Raw genomic sequence first — 16,094 nt, 5'->3', positions numbered from 1 at the left:
CGGCGAGCGTGGTCCGGGGTTGTGAGCGAAAACCGCCGGCCTACCGCCGCCGCGCACCGCCCGAACTATACGCGAACGGGTCGTTCTGCGGGGTGATCTCGGCGGGCTGGGCCTGATCGAAGCCCTCCATGTCGAGCACGCCGGTTCCCTCGTCGTCGCCCAGGATCGTCTCCTCGGTCGGCGGCGCCGAGCCCGGCAATTGCAGCGGCCCGCGCGCCTCGCTGGGCAGCGGAGCAGGCCGGTTGTAGCGCGGCGGGTTCAGCGGCGTACGGTCGTATTCCTCGAGGAAACGCGCCTGCGCATCAAGGCCATTGCCCGCGCGGCTCGCCACGGGATAGCCGCCTCCGACGCCGCCCGGCGGGCGTAAGTCCCCGCTCGGCTGGCGCAGCATCGGCCCGCTCGCCACCATCGGCGCGTCGTCGCGGCGTTGCGGCTGCGCGGAGACGTAAGGCCGCGCCGGGTCGGGCGGCGGCAAATTGTAGTTCGGCGTGTACTTGATCGCCGGCTTGCAGACCTGCCGGCCCTTGGCGTAGCGCGCGAGATCGATATGAAAATGGTCGAAGTGGACCGGATCGGCCCCGGGGCCAAGCACGGTCGAGAAGCGTTCGCACGCCCCGACGAAGATCTCGCGCAGGAAGGCCTGTTCCTCGGGCGCGCCGTTCCAGCCGCTTTTGATGACGACGTTTCGGCCGTCGCTCAGACGGAAGGAAAAGATGTCGACGGCGTTGCCATAGGCGTGCTCGGAGATGCGGGTGGTGTTGGTGCCGTTGTTCATGGCGCGGCAGGAATAGGAGCCCGCCCGCATCTCGATGACCTGCGCGCCGAGCGTGTTCATGGCCGCCGGCTGCACCGCCTCCGACAGCCATTTGTCGGTGGTCGAGACCACCGGGCAGGACAGCGTCGCCGAACTGGTCAGCCCGACGCCGCCATTGGCGAAGGCCGCGACCTTGAGCGGCTTCTCCATGCCGCAGGTGCCCGGCCCGTCGATCGGCTTGTCGCGGAGGCTGACATAGGCCGAGAGCTGGACCTGGCGCGAGGCGAGGCACTGCGCCTCGGCCTGGTCGCGCCAGGCCGCGCGCTGCGCCTTCTGGAACTTCCCGCAGCCGGCAAGGCCGACGCCGAGCAATCCGACAGCGATGAGGGCAAGATGGACACGTCGCATGATCGTTCAGATGCGACCCGTTTCGTGAACGGTTTCTTGACCGGGTGAGGCGCGGACGGCACAGCCGGATTAACTTTGCCGGCGGGGTTAAGCGGGGGTTAACGAGGCGGCGGCGGCGCGCGGCCCCACCGTCGCAGGAGCCCATTCGCCAAGGCGGCTTGGCCGGCCGGCCCGCGACGTGCCATGACGGACACGGCCAACTCGCAAGATCCCGCGTGACGAAAGACGCTGCATGACCGGCAAGGCCCGTTTCATCTTTCCCGTCGTGATGGCCTTCATCATGGCCTTGTTCGTCTCGGGCATGATCACCTTCGTCAATCTCGGCCTCGTGCCGGATTTCCTGTTTCGCTGGCTGCGCGCCTTCGCGATCGCCTGGCCGAGCGCGGCCTTCGTCGCGTTCTTCGCCCTGCCGCTGGCGCGCGCCGCGACCATGGCTATCGTCAAGCGGATCGGAGACTGAAACATGCCGCGCCTGCGCGAGATCGTCGAACGCATCGCCTCCGGGCAGAGCACGGCCCAGGCCGAACTCGTCCGCTGCCAGGCCGCGATCGACGCGGCCGAACCCGCGATCGCGGCCTTCGCCAGCCGGCCCGAGGCGCTCCTGCCCGGTTCGGGTCCGCTCGCCGGCGTGGCCTGCGGAGTCAAGGACATCATCGATACGCAAGACCTGCCGACGCAGATGGGCTCGGCGATCTACGAGGGCTGGCGGCCGCGCGGCGACGCCGCCATCGTGATGGCGCTGAAGGCGGCGGGCGCGACCATCGCCGGCAAGACCCACACCACCGCCTTCGCCTTCCTCGACCCGACGCCGACTCACAACCCGCATGATCCGGTCGCCAGTCCAGGCGGCTCCTCGGCCGGCTCGGCGGCGGCGGTCGGCGCCGGCATGCTCCCGCTCGCGGTCGGCACCCAAACCGGCGGATCGGTCATCCGTCCGGCCTCCTATTGCGGCGCTGCCGGCATCAAGCCCTCTTACGGCCTGCTGCCGACGGTGGGCGTGAAAACCTTCTCCTGGTCGCTCGATACGCTGGGGCTGATGGCGGCCAGCGCCGACGATCTCGGCCTCGCAATGGCGGCGATCACGGGTCGGGCGGACCTCGACTGCGCGCCCGCGACCTTGCGCGGCCTGCGCATCGGCATCGCAAGACAGGGTTTCGCCGGCGAGCCGGAGGACGCTTCGGACCTCGCGCTGCGGCGCTTCCGCGAGATCGCCACGGCCGCGGGCGCGGTCGTGAGCGAACTCGCCGAGCCCGCGGCGCTGGCGGACGCTTTTCGCGCCCATGCTCCCTTGCAGGACTGGGAGGCGACCCAGGCTCTCGCCTGGGAATACGCCAACCACCGCGAGGCGATCGCGCCGAAGCTGCGCGCCTATCTCGACGGGGCGAAAGCCGTCACGCCGGCGCGATACGACGCGGCGCGGCGGGATTCGCGACGGGGCCGGGACGCGGCGCGCGGCTTCTTCCGCGAGGCCGATATCGTCGTCACCTTCGCCGCGCCCGGCGAGGCCCCGGAAACGATGGGCTCGACCGGCGATTCCCGCTTCAACCGGCTGTGGACGCTGCTCGGCGTGCCTTGCCTGACGGTGCCGCTGCTGCGCGGCGCGCGCGGCCTGCCGGTCGGTATCCAGATTATCGCCGGCTTCGGCGCCGACGAGGCGGTCATCGCGATCGGCAAGGCGCTCGAAAGTCTCGACTTGCCAACAGGGTAACCGCTGATATCCACAAAACAATTCAATAGTTTAACCAAATTTTAGCGATACTCTTGCCTCCGGGCGGCCACAGTTCCTGGCCAGCCCCCTTGCGGGCCGCGCCAGTTCTGCTAGCTTCCGTCCCAGGTCAATGACAAAGGAGGGTGTGATGAGCATCGCGCTACGTCTCGACCGATTGATCATGGGCGCGGCCTTCGTTTTCATGATGGCAATCGTTCTGGGAGCGTTCTGACGGACGTCAGTCTCGAGTCGCCTGGACCACAAGAGCCTTTGAGAGAGACGCCGCCCGACGAGACCGTCCGGCGGCGTTTTTCGTTCGGCCGCTCGACCCGGCGGGAGAGCGTCAGGTCTCCGGGCAGGGGGTCTCCGTAACCTGCCACGACATCATGTTGATCACGCGCCCGCAGGCCGCCAGCCGCCTCCCCTGCGTGGTGCGGATGCAGGCGGTCGCGCCCTCGGCGATCTTGCGCCCGTCGCTCCAGCAGAAGCAGAGCGGCTCGGGCGCCTGCGCCAGCCTCGGCCGGTCCAGCGCGATCGCCGGCTCGCCCGCCCGGACGGAAGCGGCGAAGACCGCCAGACAGAGCGCGGCGGCGATGGCGGCGAGCCCGAGGCCCTGCCGGCCGTTTCCGGATTTCACACTCAACGAGATCACGCTCATGGCTCGATCCCTCCGCGACCGGCAAGAACCCGGCCAGGCCAAGCCTAGCACGGCTTCCGGCGGGCGCCCAAGCCATGCCGCGAAAGATGCCGGCGGGATCGCGTCGTCATCATTCGATTATCCTTTCGTAGTAAGACCTTTGTCGTCCGCCTTGGCTCGCGCCTCTTGCATGGTCAGGCGGCCCGAACCATATTCGCCGCAAGAGAGCCCGAGGGGGGCTCCGGGAGGAACCATGTCACTGATTTCGCTCGCCCGTCGCGGCCGGGTCATCGCCGTTCTCGCAGGCGCCCTGCTGCTCGTTCCGATCATCGCCGAGGCCCGTCCCGGCGGCGGCAAGGGCGTGGGCAGCCGCGGCACGCGCACAGATCAGGCTCCGGCCCGCACCGACACGGCGCCCAACGGCGCGCAGCCCTTCCAGCGCAGCGCGCAGCCGTCTCCGGCGGCCCCCGCCGCGGCAGGCGCGGCGGCCGCGCAGGCGGCCCGTCCGTCGATGGCTCGCAACCTGATGATGGGCCTCGGCGCCGGCCTGCTCGGCGCGGGCCTGTTCGGCCTGCTCTCGGGCTCGGGCTTCTTCTCCGGCCTCGCCTCGATGGCCGGCATGCTCGGCTTCCTGCTGCAGATCGCCCTGATCGGCGGCGCGATCTGGCTGGCGCTGCGCTTCTTCCGTCGCCGTTCCGAGCCGCAACTCGCCGCTGCCGGCGGCGCGCCGCTGCCGCGCGAGCCCTATCAGCCGCAGGCGCAGGCCAATCAGGCTGCCCGCATGGGCATGATGGGCGGCGGCTCGTCCGCGCCGCAGACCCAACCGATCGAACTCGCCGGCGAGGACTTCAACGCCTTCGAGCGGCTGCTCGGCGAGGTCAACGCCACCTACTCCAACGAGGACGAGGCCGGCCTGCGCCGCGTCACCACGCCGGAGATGTTCGGCTACTTCGACGAGGATCTCACGGGCAACGCCAGGAAGGGCCTGGTCGACCGCGTCTCGAACGTGAAGCTGCTGCAGGGCGACCTGTCGGAAGCCTGGCGCGAGGGCTCGCTCGACTACGCCACCGTCGCGATGCGCTTCAGCCTGGTCAACGCGCTCTACGAGCGGGCCACCGGCAAGGTCGTCGACGGCAACCCGGACACGCCGCAGGAGGTCACCGAGCATTGGACCTTCGTGCGCGAGCGCGGCGGACCCTGGAAGCTCTCCGGCATCCAGGCCGCGGCCTGAGCCTGACGACATCGATGAGGCGCACGGCCGGGGCGACCCGGCCGTTTTCGTTTATGGGTTTTCGGGTGTCGCGGCCGCGCAAACCGCTTTATACGGCGAGTCCGTTTCTCGCTGAACGCGACGTCATCCCGGACGCAGCCAGGCGCGGCTCCGGAATCCATCGTAAGGCGCGACAGCGCTCCATGGGGGATTCCGGATCGACGCGGCTTACGCCGCTTGTCCCGGATGACGTAGTGTTTCCATCGCGAACCTGCTGCCTGTGGAGACCAATCCCATGACCGACATGCGTCTCGTCGTCGTCGGCGCCGCCGGGCGCATGGGGCGCATGCTGATCGGGGCGATCCACGAGACGCCTGGCTGCGTGCTGTCGGCGGCGATCGAGCGGCCAGGTTCGCCGCTGCTCGGCCAGGACGCCGGCACGCTTGCCGGCCTTCCGGCCATCGGGGTCACGGTGACGGACGACGCATTGCCGGCCTTCGTCGAGGCCGAAGGCGTGCTCGACTTCACCATGCCCGACGCCACGGTCGCCTTTGCCGCGCTGGCGGCGCAGGCCCGCATCGTCCATGTCGTCGGCACCACCGGCATGGAGCCGGCCCATCTGGCTAAGCTGGAGGCCGCCGCCCGCCACGCCGCGATCGTGCGCTCCGGCAATATGAGCCTCGGCGTCAATCTGCTCGCGGCGCTGGTGCGCAAGGTCGCCGCCACGCTGGGGACAGACTGGGACATCGAGATCGCCGAGATGCATCACCGCATGAAGGTCGATGCGCCGTCCGGAACCGCCGTGCTGCTCGGCGAGGCGGCGGCGCAAGGGCGTGCGGTCGATCTGGCGGCGAACCGCGTCGCCGTGCGCGACGGCCAGACCGGCGCGCGGCCGGCCGGCGCGATCGGCTTCGCGGCGCTGCGCGGCGGCACGGTCGTCGGCGACCACAAGGTGATCTTCGCCGGCCAGGGCGAGCGGCTCGAGTTCAGCCATATCGCCGAGGATCGCGGCCTCTTTGCCCAGGGCGCGATCAAGGCCGCGCTCTGGGGCAGGGGCCGCAAGCCCGGCCTCTACAGCATGGCCGACGTGCTCGGCCTCGATACGCTCTGAGGCGGGCCATGACACAGGTCGCCATCGCACCAGGCGTCCTGCACTGGCCGAACTGGCTCGACTCCGATGCGCAGGCGGCGCTGGTGGCCGAACTGCGCGCCGTCGTAAGGCAGGCCCCGCTGTTCCAGCCGCGCATGCCGAGGACCGGAAAGCCCTTCTCCGTCCGGATGACCAATTGCGGCCCGCTCGGCTGGGTCTCAGACGAGCGCGGCTACCGCTACCAGCCGCTCCACCCCGAGACCGGCGAGCCCTGGCCGCTGATGCCGGCGCCGCTGCTCGACGCCTGGGAGGCGCTGGCCGGCTATCCGCACCCGCCCGAGGCCTGCCTGATCAATTTCTACGACAAGGGTGCGAAGATGGGCCTGCATCAGGACCGCGACGAGGCCGAATTCGACGCGCCGGTGCTCTCGCTCTCGCTCGGGGACAGCGCGCTGTTCCGCATCGGCGGCACGACGCGTTCGGCCAAGACGGTGTCGCTGAAGCTCGCCTCGGGCGACGCGCTGCTCTTCGGCGGCGAGGCGCGGCTCGCCTATCACGGCATCGACCGCATCCTCTCGGGCTCGTCGCAATTGCTCTCCGAAGGGGGGCGGCTCAATCTGACGCTGAGGCGCGTAACGAAGCCCGAGTGAGCTCAGTCCCTGGCCGTTGGTGGCCCCGGCAGGTTGGGGAACGACCAGCCGAACAGCATTGACCCTGCACGCAGGCCAAACCCCGTTCCGATGCCTGCCGCCATGACGATCAGCGGCTCGATCGCCAGCAGCGACAGTCCCGCCGTGACGCCCGCGCCCGCCGCCGCCGCAGTCACATAGAAATCACGGCTCCACAGCACCATCGGCCGGTCTCCGGCCAGGATGTCGCGCAGGATGCCCCCAAACGTCGCGGTCATGGCGCCGAGCGCGATCGCGGAAAGCGGCGAGATGCCGACATCGAGCGCCTTGAGCGTGCCGACGACGGCGAAGAGCGCGAGCCCCGCCGCATCGGCCCAGATCAGCAGGCGTTTTCCCGCCCAGCCGTCGATCAGGCCGGGTTTCAGATAGGCCGTGCCCCAGCAGCACAGCCCGACGGCCGTGCAGACGAAGACGTCGGAGGGATCGCGGACCCAGAACACCAGCCGGCCGAGCAGGAGGTCGCGCAAGGTGCCGCCGCCGACGCCGGTGACGGTCGCCAGCAGGATGAAGCCGAACGGGTCCATGCCCTTGCGGGCCGCCACCAGCGCGCCGGTCAATGCGAAGACGGCGACGCCGGCGGCTTCCAGCATGGGTCAGGCGTCGGAAGAGGGCGCGTCGCCGGCCTCGGGCGCGGGCGCTTCCGCCGGCTTCGGCTGCCCGGCCGAGACGCCGACCAAAGCCGGGCGCAGCACGCGCTCGCCGATCTTGTAGCCGGTCTGCACCACCTTCGAGACCATGCCCTTCGCGACCTCGGCGTCGGGCGCCTCGAACATCGCCTGATGCATGTTGGGGTCGAATTTCTCGCCTTGGGGGTCGATCTTGCGGACGCCGTGCCGCTCCAGCGTCTTGAGCAGTTCGCGCTCGGTCAGTTCGACGCCCTCGATCAGCGCGTTCAGCGCCGCGTCGCCGCTCTTGGCCTGCTCCGGCACGTTCTCCAGCCCGCGGCGCAGATTGTCGGCCGAGCCCAGCATGTCGCGGGCGAAGCTCGTCACGGCATAGGCCTTGGCGTCGGCGACCTCGCGCTCGGTGCGGCGGCGCAGGTTCTCCATGTCGGCCAGCGTGCGCAGGAGCTTGTCCTTGAGGTCGTCGCGCTCGGCCTCGACGCGGGTCAGCTCGCCGGCGAGGAATTCCTCGGGCGAGGCGGGCGCGTCGTTGGCCTCGATGGCAGGGTCGTCGTTCGCAGGTTTCTGCGTCATGGCCTCATCCAGTCCGGGTCAAGGTGGCGGCTCGCGCGGCAGCGGCGGCAAGCGCCTTCGCGGCCGATATCGGGCTTATGCCGGGCGAAATCAAGCGCGCGCCGCCGCCTTCGGCTTGCCCGCCGGCTTGTCGTGCCAGAAGGAGAACACGTCGAGCAGCGCCTTGCGGATCGCGAGCTGGCGGGCGGTCGAGACGATCTTCGCGTTGGTCAGGTCGGTGACGTAGAACACGTCGACCGCCTTCTCGCCGAAGGTCGCGATATGGGCCGAGGCGATGTTGAGGTTGAGCTTGCCGATCGCGGTGGTGAGGTCGTAGAGCAGTCCCGGCCGGTCGAGCCCCGAGACCTCCAGAACGGTGTGCCGGGCCGAGAGCACGTTGTCGATGATCACCTCCGGCGCGACCTGGAAGGTGCCGCCGCGCGGCGGCGGGGCGCGCCGCTGCGCCACGAGATCGGCGATCCTGATCTCGCCCTTCAGCGCCCGCTCGATCGCGGCCGCGATCCGCTCGGCCCGGCGCAATTCGTCGTCGTCGCGGTCGAAGGCGCGCGACACGCTGATCGTGTCGAGCACCAGCCCGTCGGTGGTTGTGAAGATCTGCGCGTCGACGATGTTGCCGCCGGCCGCGGCGCAGGCGCCGGTGACGATGGCGAGCAGGCGCGGATGGTCGGGCGCGAGGATCGTCAGCTCGGTGACGCCGCGGAACAGGTCGGTCTCGACCAGGGTCGCGGTGGTGCGGCCTTGCGCCTCCGCCTCGCGCAGGAAGCGGGCGTGCTTCTCCTGCCGGGCGAGGTCGGTCTTGATCCAGTAGGCCGGATAGTGGCGCGCGAGATAGGCGTCGCGCGCGTCCGCCGGCCAGTCGCCGAGAAGCTCCTTGAGCGCATCCTGCTTCTTCTCGACGCGGGCCTTGCGCTCGATCGCGGAATGGCCGCCGGCCAGCACGATCTCGGTCTCGTAGTAGAGCGTGCGCAGGAGCTGGCCCTTCCAGCCGTTCCAGACGCCGGGGCCGACCGCCTTGATGTCGGCGACGGTGAGGATCAGCAGCAGCTTCAGCCGCTCAAGCGTCTGCACGATGGCGGCAAAGCTCTCGATCGTCTTGGGGTCGCCGAGATCGCGGCTCTGGGCGACAGTCGACATGTCGAGATGGTGCTCGACCAGCCAGGCCGCGGTCTCGGTCTGCGCCTCGGTGAGGCCGAGCCTCGGCCCGAGCTTGCGGGCGATGCGCGCGCCGGCGAGCGAATGGTCCTCGATCCGGCCCTTGGCGATGTCGTGCAGGAACAGCGCGACATAGAGCGCGCGCCGGTTCGCGATCGTCGGCATGATCTCGTTGGCGAGCGGGTGCTCGCTCTCGAGCACGCCGGAATCGATCTCGGCGAGGATGCCGACCGAGCGGATCAGGTGCTCGTCGACGGTGTAGTGGTGGTACATGTTGAACTGCATCATCGCGACGACGCGGCCGAAATCCGGCACGAACTTCCCGAGCAGCCCGGATTCGTTCATCCGCCTGAGCACGGCCTCGGGCGAGCGCCGGGCCGTCAGGATCTCGAGCAGGATGCGGTTGGCTTCCGGGTCGGCGCGCAATTGCGGCGTCACCAGCCGGAGCGACTGCGTCACCAGCCGGCTGGCGTCCGGGTGGATCGCGATGTCGTCGCGGCTGGCGATCTCGTAGAGCCTGAGCAGGTTGACCGGGTCACGCCGGAAGGCGTCGTTGTCGACGACATTCAGCCGCTGGCTCTTCAGCGTGAAATCGGAATGGCCCAGCGCGCGGACGCGGCCGCGCTTGGTGAAGGAGCCGAGCAGCCGCGACAGCGAGGCGCGCGGCTTCTGCTGCCGTGCCTCGAGCGCCGCGCAGACGATCGCGGTCAGGTCGCCGACATCCTTGGCGACGAGGAAATAGGCTTTCATGAAGCGCTCGACCGGGGCCTGGCCGCTGCGGCCGGCATAGCCGATCGCGGCGGCGACCTGGCGCTGAAGGTCGAAGGAGAGCCGCTCCTCGGCCCGGCCGGTGATGAAGTGCATCCAGCAGCGCACGCGCCAGAGGAACTCCTCCGAGCGCTCGAACATCACCAGCTCCTTGCGGTCGAACAGCCCGGCCGCAACCAGCGCGCGGGCATCGTCGACGCGGTAGGCGTATTTCGCGATCCAGAACAGCGTGTTGAGGTCGCGCAGGCCGCCCTTGCCGTCCTTGACGTTGGGCTCGACCAGATAGCGCGACGAGCCGGCGCGGCGCACCCGCGTCTCGCGTTCCTGCAGCTTCGCCTCGGTGAAGGCGGGCGCGGTGCCCTCGACGACCTCGGCCCCGAAGCGCCGCACCATGTCGTGGAACAGCAGCGGGTCGCCGACCAGGAAGCGCGCCTCCAGCAGCGCGGTCCGGATCGTCATGTCGGCCTTGGCCTCGCGCACGCAATCGCTGATCGAGCGCACCGAATGGCCGACCTTCAGCTTGAGGTCCCAGAGCGGGTACAGCATCGCCTCGACGACGCTCTCGCCCCAGGCCGTCTGCTTGTGCGGGAACAGGAAGAGCAGATCGACGTCGGAGCCCGGCGCCAGCGTGCCCCGGCCATAGCCGCCGACGGCGACGACCGCGATGCGCTCGGATTGAGACGGATTGACCGCCTGGTAGAAATGCCGGGTCGCGGCGACATGCAGGCAGGCGACGACGCCGTCCATCACCTGCGACAGCCGCCTTGCGCAGGCGAGCCCGCCGCGCGGCGCCTTCAGGATCTCGCGGGCCGATCCATGGCCTTCGTCGAGCACACCCCGCAGGCCGGCGACCAGCGTCTGCCGAAGCGCCGCGGCATCGCCGCGCGCGGCAGGGCCGACCAGCGCGGCGACCGCGCGGGCGGGATCGTCCAGCACGTCCGCCAGCCGAAGGCGCGGCTGTTCAGAGACCAACGACATCGCACATCCATCCCCGGCGGAGGCGCGCCGCGCGCCGCTGCCGGGAACGCTCGTAACATGCCGCCCGGATTCGCGAAAAAGGTTAAATTCCACATTTATTTATGTGTAATATGGATTTGGACATGGCCCGACGTCTTGTTTGACAAACAGAACGATTGGACCTACAAGGCGGATACGCGCCGATTTGAGCCAGCAGCTTGCGGGCGCGAAACAAGTGCAGCTAAAGCGTCGGGGCACGGAGAGGCGTCAAGCCTGCTTCCGATCCCTGCGCCTCACCGCGAAAAGGGATCGACATCATGACCGTCAGCACCACCCGCCGCCTCGTCCTCGCCGGCCTCGCCGCCGCCTCCGTCGCGCTCGGCGCGGCGAACGCCCAAGCGCAGGCGCCCAGGGAAATCCGCATCGATTTCGCGACCTACAACCCCGTCAGCCTCGTGCTGAAGGAGCGCGGCATCCTCGAGAAGGCGCTGGCCTCGGAGGGCATCACGGTCCGCTGGGTCCAGTCGGCCGGCTCCAACAAGGCGCTCGAATTCCTCAATGCCGGCTCGCTCGATTTCGGCTCGACCGCGGGCGCCGCGGCCCTGATCGGCAAGATCAACGGCAACCCGATCAAGTCGATCTACGTCTATTCGCGCCCGGAATGGACCGCGCTCGTCACCGGCGCCAAGAGCGACATCACCAGGGTCGCCGACCTCAAGGGCAAGCGCGTCGCGGTCACGCGCGGCACCGACCCGCACATCTTCCTGGTGAGGGCGCTGGCCGAGGCGAAGCTGACCGAGAAGGACGTCAAGCTCGTCCTGCTCCAGCATGCCGACGGCCGGCTCGCGCTGGAGCGCGGCGATGTCGACGCCTGGGCCGGCCTCGACCCGCTGATGGCGGCCGCCGAGATCGAGAGCGGCGCGAAGCTGTTCCACCGCAAGGCCGAGGACAACACCTGGGGGGTGCTCAACGTCCGCGAGGCCTTCGCGACCGAGAACCCCGCCCTCGTCCGCAAGGTGATCGCGGCCTATGAGGAGGCGCGCGCCTACGCTCTGGCGAACCCGGCCGAGCTGAGGAAGACGCTGGTCGACTACACCAAGCTGTCGGACGCCGTGATCGAGCGCCAGCTCACCCGCACCGAATTGACCCATTCGGCGATCGGCGACGCGCAGGCGCAGACCATCCTCGCGGCCGGCCTCGCGCTGAAGGAGGCCGGCGTGCTGCCGGCGACGACCGACGTCAAGGCCGCGGTCGACGCGCTGCTCGACCGGCGCTTCGCCGCGGCGACGAACTGAGCGTGCTGCGCGGCGCATCCTCCTTCCCGTCATGGTCGGGCTTGTCCCGACCATCCACGTCTGTGCTGGTCGAGTTCCATGTCCAAGGCATGGATGCTCGCCACGAGGGCGAACATGACGGCGTGGGACACGCCGGGCCGTGAGCGTGCTCGACCCGGTCAAGGCGAAGCTGGCGCAGGACAAGCCACGGTCGACGGCATCCGCCAAGCCGCGCCGCCTCGCGCTCGCCGGCCTGCTGCTGCCGATCCTGCTCGCCATCGCCTGGGAGGCGCTGGTCCGTGCCGGCGTCGCCAATGGCCGGCTGATGCCGCCGCCGAGCGTGGTCGGCAAGACGCTCTGGGGATTGGCGGCGTCGGGTGAACTGCTGACCCATGCGACGGCGACGCTCTGGCGGGTCGCGGCCGGCTTCGGCCTCGGCGCGGGCGTCGGCACGCTGCTCGGCGCTCTCACGGGAGCGCTGCCGGTGGCGCGCGGCCTGCTCGACCCGACGCTGCAGGCGCTGCGCTCGATCCCGTCGATCGCCTGGGTTCCGCTCTTCATCCTCTGGTTCGGCATCTTCGAGGCCTCCAAGGTGGCGCTGATCGCGGTCGGGGTGTTCTTCCCGGTCTATCTCGGGGTCGCGGCCGCGATCCTCGGCATCGACCGCAAGATCATCGAGGTCGGCCGCGTCTTCCGGCTCGGCCGGGTCGCGATGGTCCGCCGGGTGCTGCTGCCGGCGATCCTGCCGGCCTGGTTCACGGCGCTGCGCTCGGGCCTCGGCCTCGGCTTCATGTTCGTCGTCGCCGCCGAGATCATGGGGGCGAGCGAGGGGCTGGGCTACCTGCTCGTGGACGGCCAGCAGCTCGGCCGCCCCGACACCATCATCGCGGCCATCATCAGCTTCGCCGTGCTCGGCAAGCTGGCCGACGGGCTGCTTCTCGCCATCACGCGGCCCTTCCTCGCCTGGCAGGATCTCGGCCGCGACAAGCTCTGAGAAAGCCCTCCTCGATGCTGCGCTTCGAGACCCTGTCAAAAACCTATGCCGACGGCACGCAGGCGCTGTCGCGCATCGAGGTCGAGGTCGCCGCCGGCGAGATCCTCGCTCTGGTCGGCGGCTCCGGCTGCGGCAAGACCACGCTGCTGCGCCTGATCGCCGGGCTCGACCAGCCCAGCGCCGGCCGCATCGTCCTGAACGGCGAGGCGATCACGGAACCCCGCGCCGATGTCGGCGTGATCTTCCAGGAGCCGCGCCTCTTCCCCTGGCTCTCCGTCGCCGACAACGTCGCCTTCGGGCTGTCGCATCTCTCGGCCTTCGAGCGCGAGGGGCTGGTCACCAATGCGCTCGTGCGTGTCGGCCTGGCCGGCCACGAGAAGCGCTGGCCGCGCGAATTGTCAGGCGGCCAGCAGCAGCGCGTCGCGGTCGCGCGCGCCTTGATCACGCGGCCGAAGCTGCTGCTGATGGACGAGCCCTTCTCCGCGCTCGACGCCACGACCCGGGCGAGCCTGCACGGCCACCTGCTGGCGCTCTGGGAGGAAAGCCGCCCGACCGTGGTGATGGTGACGCATGACGTCGAGGAGGCGGTGGCGCTGGCCGACCGCATCCTGGTGATGCAGCCGAAACCGGGCCGCATCTTCGACGAACTCGACAACCCGCTCGCCCGCCCGCGCGACCGGCTCTCGCCCGCCTTCGAGGCGATCAAGCGCGACGCGCTGCGAACGCTCGACCGTTCGCTCGGCGACGCCGAGCCGCTGCAGAACAAGACGGCGGAGACGGCCGGGATGTGGTGGTAGCGGCCGGCCGCGCGAGCCGCTACCAAACTCTCCGACACGACCATCCCGAACCCGAGGCTTCACGACCATGGACGTCACCGCCCTTCGCGCCCTTCAGGCCCCGCTCAAGGAACAGTATCGCGAGACGCCCGATGCGGCCGTGATCACGTTGAAGGCCCGTGGCGAACTCGACGGCCAGCACATCGCCTGCAAGGTCGAGACCGGCCGCGCCATCGCGCTGGCCGGACTGCACCCGGCGACGGGCGGTTCGGGCGCCGAACTCTGCTCCGGCGACATGCTGCTCGAGGCGCTGGTCGCCTGCGCCGGCGTCACGCTGAAGGCGGTCGCGACCGCGCTCGGGATCGAGCTCAGGAAGGGCGCGGTGAGGGCCGAGGGCGACCTCGATTTCCGCGGCACGCTCGGCGTGGCGAAGGATGCGCCCGTCGGCTTCAGGGCGATCCGGCTCTCCTTCGACGTAGAGACCGACGCCCCGCAGGACGAGCTCGACACGCTGCTCAAGCTGACCGAGCGCTATTGCGTCGTGTTCCAGACGCTGAACGTGAAGCCGGAGTTGAGCGCCAGGCTCAATCGCTGACCGGCTTGTCCGCCACTCTTTCCTTTTTCAGCTTGGTCTCGACATCCTGGCCGCCATAGAACAGGCCCTCGATCAGCACGACTTCGGTCGTGACGACGAAAGCGATCGTCAGACGGCGTTCGAAGCCTACGATCCGCAGACCCGGCAGGATATCGTCACGCCGGGTGCCACGCTCCGGGAAGAGGTCGAAACGCGTCAATACGAGACGATGCGCCCGACATAGCCATCGGCGATGGCTTCACCCGCCATCTCGGAAAATGTATCGATGGAGGTCGTCGATCTGCCGCAAGGCGAGCGGCGTGAAGATGAGCTGCACGGTGCTCAGGCCCTGCGTGCCGCGCGAGAGGCTTTGATCCGGTCCATAACCTGCTCTGCCGGGACGCCCTGCGAAGGGTCGGCCAGATACTCGGCGTACCCGGCGACGATTTCGGTCCGCAACCACGTTTCCAGCGCATCGTCACGCTCGAGCAGGATTCGCAGCCCGTCCTGCACGACATCGCTACGAGACTGATAGGATCCCGACGCCACCTTGGTGTCGACCAGATCGGCGATGTCGGCCGGAAGGGTGATGGTGATGTCTCTCGTGGCAGTCATCGCAACCCTCCAAAGCGCCAGGACAGCCGATCTTCGTCCAACCGACCATGTCGCCCCTCTACTCCGCCGCATCCTTCAGCGGCAGCCCGGCCGCGAAGGGCAGCTTGGGCTCGCCGCGCGCATCGTCGAACTCCAGCGCGCCGATGCGTTCGCCGCGGCTCGTCACCTTGCCGGCCGAGGTGCGGATGCCGGCGACGTCCTCCTGCGCCTGGCGGAAATGGGTCTCCAGCTTCTCGGCCCGCTCGCCGAGCCGGCGCACATCGGCCAAGAGCTTGCCGACCTCGGACTGGATCACCTGCGCCTCCTCGCGCATGCGGGCGTCGCGCACCAGCGACTGCATAAGCTGGATCGCCAGCGCCAGCAGCGAGGGCGAGACGATCATGATCCGGGCCCGGCTCGCCTTCTGGATCACATCGTCGAAATGCTCGTGCAGATCGGCATAGATCGATTCCGACGGCACGAAGAGCAGCGCCATGTCCTGCGTCTCGCCGGCGAGGAAATAGCGCTCGGCGATGTCCTTCACATGGACGCCGACATCGTTGCGCACGCGCGTGCCGGCCGCCTTCCTCGCGTCCTCGCCGCGCGCCTCGCGCAGCAGGGTGAAGCTCTCCAGCGGGAATTTCGCGTCGATGACGAGGCCGCGCCCGTCGCCCGGCAGCGTCACCAGGCAGTCGGGCCGCCTGCCGTTGGAAAGCTGGGGCTGGAAGGCGAAGAAGGCGGCGGGCAGCCCGTCGCGGATGATCGCCTCCATCCGGCCCTGGCCATAGGCGCCGCGCGCCTGCTTGTTGGAGAGCACGTCCTTCAGCGTCACGACCTCCGATGTCAGGTCGGTCAGGTTCTTCTGGGCCGAGTCGATCACCGCCAGCCGCTCCTGCAGCTTGCCGAGGCTCTCGGTGGTCTGGCGCACGTTCTGCTCCAGCCCCTGTCCGACCTTGTGGCTCAACCCGTCCATCCGGTCGGCGACGAGGCGGGCGAGGTCGCCCTGCCGCGTCGAGAGAATCTCGGCCATGGACTGCATCCGCCCGGCGAGCTCGGCCTGGGCGCGGTTCATCTCGGCGACCTTGTCGTCCGTCTCGCGGGCGCGCTCGGCGGCCGTCGCGGCCTCGATCTCGCGCCGGCGCGTCGCCCGCCACGATCCCGCGACGACGAGGAGGAGCAGCAGCAGGCTTAAGGTGGCGAAGCCGAGCGCGGCCTCACTCCACGGGATCGGACGGCCGAGCAGAATGAAGGCGATCTCGTTCATCGCGCCAGCCTAGCCGATTCGGAAGTGGAAATCGAACGAAAGCGGAACG

General features: G+C 69.4%; 17 protein-coding genes. 9 read left to right on the top strand and 8 right to left on the bottom strand.

Translation table 11 applies throughout. The features are described from left to right. Window positions 1-40: 40 nt before the first annotated feature. Window positions 41-1,162, bottom strand: a complete 1,122-nt coding sequence (locus AC1RRW_RS06300; protein WP_492899749.1) for an extensin-like domain-containing protein — start codon at window positions 1,160-1,162, stop codon at window positions 41-43. A 232-nt stretch (window positions 1,163-1,394) separates the two neighbouring features. Here AC1RRW_RS06300 and AC1RRW_RS06295 point away from each other — a divergent pair, with 232 nt between their 5' ends. Then, window positions 1,395-1,622, top strand: a complete 228-nt coding sequence (locus AC1RRW_RS06295) for a DUF2798 domain-containing protein (protein WP_492899747.1) — start codon at window positions 1,395-1,397, stop codon at window positions 1,620-1,622. Between the two features lie 3 nt (window positions 1,623-1,625). Then, window positions 1,626-2,870, top strand: coding sequence for an amidase (locus AC1RRW_RS06290; protein ID WP_492899746.1), 1,245 nt, complete (start codon window positions 1,626-1,628; stop codon window positions 2,868-2,870). A gap of 343 nt (window positions 2,871-3,213) precedes the next feature. Here AC1RRW_RS06290 and AC1RRW_RS06285 read toward each other — a convergent pair whose 3' ends face one another. After that, the gene (locus AC1RRW_RS06285; RefSeq protein WP_492899745.1) at window positions 3,214-3,528 is read right to left on the bottom strand and encodes a hypothetical protein; all 315 of its coding nucleotides are present in this window, start codon (window positions 3,526-3,528) and stop codon (window positions 3,214-3,216) included. A gap of 232 nt (window positions 3,529-3,760) precedes the next feature. Here AC1RRW_RS06285 and AC1RRW_RS06280 point away from each other — a divergent pair, with 232 nt between their 5' ends. The 3 genes from AC1RRW_RS06280 (at window position 3,761) to AC1RRW_RS06270 (ending at window position 6,457) form a co-directional block, all read left to right on the top strand. Beyond that, a complete protein-coding gene (locus AC1RRW_RS06280) occupies window positions 3,761-4,738 on the top strand; it encodes a Tim44 domain-containing protein (protein WP_492899743.1) in 978 nt (325 codons plus the stop codon). Window positions 4,739-5,021: 283 nt separating this feature from the next. Then, entirely contained in the window at window positions 5,022-5,828 is an 807-nt protein-coding gene (gene dapB / locus AC1RRW_RS06275) for a 4-hydroxy-tetrahydrodipicolinate reductase (RefSeq protein ID WP_492899848.1), read from the top strand. Between the two features lie 8 nt (window positions 5,829-5,836). Then, a complete protein-coding gene (locus AC1RRW_RS06270; RefSeq protein ID WP_492899742.1) occupies window positions 5,837-6,457 on the top strand; it encodes an alpha-ketoglutarate-dependent dioxygenase AlkB family protein in 621 nt (206 codons plus the stop codon). A 2-nt stretch (window positions 6,458-6,459) separates the two neighbouring features. Here AC1RRW_RS06270 and AC1RRW_RS06265 read toward each other — a convergent pair whose 3' ends face one another. The 3 genes from AC1RRW_RS06265 to AC1RRW_RS06255 form a co-directional block, all read right to left on the bottom strand. Then, the gene (locus tag AC1RRW_RS06265) at window positions 6,460-7,086 is read right to left on the bottom strand and encodes a trimeric intracellular cation channel family protein (protein WP_492899740.1); all 627 of its coding nucleotides are present in this window, start codon (window positions 7,084-7,086) and stop codon (window positions 6,460-6,462) included. A gap of 3 nt (window positions 7,087-7,089) precedes the next feature. Further along, a complete protein-coding gene (gene grpE / locus AC1RRW_RS06260) occupies window positions 7,090-7,692 on the bottom strand; it encodes a nucleotide exchange factor GrpE (protein ID WP_492899739.1) in 603 nt (200 codons plus the stop codon). Between the two features lie 90 nt (window positions 7,693-7,782). Beyond that, a complete protein-coding gene (locus AC1RRW_RS06255) occupies window positions 7,783-10,590 on the bottom strand; it encodes a [protein-PII] uridylyltransferase (protein ID WP_492899738.1) in 2,808 nt (935 codons plus the stop codon). 296 nt (window positions 10,591-10,886) lie between these two features. Between AC1RRW_RS06255 and AC1RRW_RS06250 the strand changes: the two genes are divergently transcribed. From AC1RRW_RS06250 to AC1RRW_RS06235, 4 genes are all read left to right on the top strand, one after another. Beyond that, window positions 10,887-11,864, top strand: coding sequence for an aliphatic sulfonate ABC transporter substrate-binding protein (locus tag AC1RRW_RS06250; RefSeq protein ID WP_492899736.1), 978 nt, complete (start codon window positions 10,887-10,889; stop codon window positions 11,862-11,864). A 169-nt stretch (window positions 11,865-12,033) separates the two neighbouring features. Further along, the gene (locus tag AC1RRW_RS06245) at window positions 12,034-12,837 is read left to right on the top strand and encodes an ABC transporter permease (RefSeq protein ID WP_492899847.1); all 804 of its coding nucleotides are present in this window, start codon (window positions 12,034-12,036) and stop codon (window positions 12,835-12,837) included. A 14-nt stretch (window positions 12,838-12,851) separates the two neighbouring features. Next, on the top strand, window positions 12,852-13,634 hold the full coding sequence (locus tag AC1RRW_RS06240) for an ABC transporter ATP-binding protein (protein ID WP_492899735.1): 783 nt from the start codon (window positions 12,852-12,854) through the stop codon (window positions 13,632-13,634). A 67-nt stretch (window positions 13,635-13,701) separates the two neighbouring features. Then, on the top strand, window positions 13,702-14,208 hold the full coding sequence (locus AC1RRW_RS06235) for an OsmC family protein (RefSeq protein ID WP_492899734.1): 507 nt from the start codon (window positions 13,702-13,704) through the stop codon (window positions 14,206-14,208). Here the strand turns inward: AC1RRW_RS06235 and AC1RRW_RS06230 are convergent. From AC1RRW_RS06230 to AC1RRW_RS06220, 3 genes are all read right to left on the bottom strand, one after another. Beyond that, window positions 14,198-14,407, bottom strand: a complete 210-nt coding sequence (locus tag AC1RRW_RS06230) for a type II toxin-antitoxin system RelE/ParE family toxin (protein ID WP_492899733.1) — start codon at window positions 14,405-14,407, stop codon at window positions 14,198-14,200. The two genes, AC1RRW_RS06235 and AC1RRW_RS06230, sit on opposite strands and share 11 nt — an antisense overlap. Before the next feature lie 122 nt (window positions 14,408-14,529). Beyond that, window positions 14,530-14,802, bottom strand: a complete 273-nt coding sequence (locus AC1RRW_RS06225; protein ID WP_492899732.1) for a ribbon-helix-helix domain-containing protein — start codon at window positions 14,800-14,802, stop codon at window positions 14,530-14,532. A 58-nt stretch (window positions 14,803-14,860) separates the two neighbouring features. Continuing rightward, window positions 14,861-16,045, bottom strand: a complete 1,185-nt coding sequence (locus AC1RRW_RS06220; RefSeq protein WP_492899731.1) for a DNA recombination protein RmuC — start codon at window positions 16,043-16,045, stop codon at window positions 14,861-14,863. Between the last annotated feature and the right edge of the window lie 49 nt (window positions 16,046-16,094).

It is taken from the genome of Allobosea sp. GW821-FHT12C12 (assembly GCF_058807355.1).
Note: the sequence above shows the minus strand (reverse complement) of the source record. Positions and strands in the feature narration are given on the sequence as shown.

Bases quoted from the DNA above. Each gene is read 5' to 3' on its own strand.
- AC1RRW_RS06300 (WP_492899749.1), bottom strand. From the start codon at position 1,162: ATGCGACGTGTCCATCTTGCCCTCATCGCTGTCGGATTGCTCGGCGTC.
- AC1RRW_RS06295 (WP_492899747.1), top strand. From the start codon at position 1,395: ATGACCGGCAAGGCCCGTTTCATCTTTCCCGTCGTGATGGCCTTCATC.
- AC1RRW_RS06290 (WP_492899746.1), top strand. From the start codon at position 1,626: ATGCCGCGCCTGCGCGAGATCGTCGAACGCATCGCCTCCGGGCAGAGC.
- AC1RRW_RS06285 (WP_492899745.1), bottom strand. From the start codon at position 3,528: ATGAGCGTGATCTCGTTGAGTGTGAAATCCGGAAACGGCCGGCAGGGC.
- AC1RRW_RS06280 (WP_492899743.1), top strand. From the start codon at position 3,761: ATGTCACTGATTTCGCTCGCCCGTCGCGGCCGGGTCATCGCCGTTCTC.
- dapB (WP_492899848.1), top strand. From the start codon at position 5,022: ATGCGTCTCGTCGTCGTCGGCGCCGCCGGGCGCATGGGGCGCATGCTG.
- AC1RRW_RS06270 (WP_492899742.1), top strand. From the start codon at position 5,837: ATGACACAGGTCGCCATCGCACCAGGCGTCCTGCACTGGCCGAACTGG.
- AC1RRW_RS06265 (WP_492899740.1), bottom strand. From the start codon at position 7,086: ATGCTGGAAGCCGCCGGCGTCGCCGTCTTCGCATTGACCGGCGCGCTG.
- grpE (WP_492899739.1), bottom strand. From the start codon at position 7,692: ATGACGCAGAAACCTGCGAACGACGACCCTGCCATCGAGGCCAACGAC.
- AC1RRW_RS06255 (WP_492899738.1), bottom strand. From the start codon at position 10,590: ATGTCGTTGGTCTCTGAACAGCCGCGCCTTCGGCTGGCGGACGTGCTG.
- AC1RRW_RS06250 (WP_492899736.1), top strand. From the start codon at position 10,887: ATGACCGTCAGCACCACCCGCCGCCTCGTCCTCGCCGGCCTCGCCGCC.
- AC1RRW_RS06240 (WP_492899735.1), top strand. From the start codon at position 12,852: ATGCTGCGCTTCGAGACCCTGTCAAAAACCTATGCCGACGGCACGCAG.
- AC1RRW_RS06235 (WP_492899734.1), top strand. From the start codon at position 13,702: ATGGACGTCACCGCCCTTCGCGCCCTTCAGGCCCCGCTCAAGGAACAG.
- AC1RRW_RS06225 (WP_492899732.1), bottom strand. From the start codon at position 14,802: ATGACTGCCACGAGAGACATCACCATCACCCTTCCGGCCGACATCGCC.
- AC1RRW_RS06220 (WP_492899731.1), bottom strand. From the start codon at position 16,045: ATGAACGAGATCGCCTTCATTCTGCTCGGCCGTCCGATCCCGTGGAGT.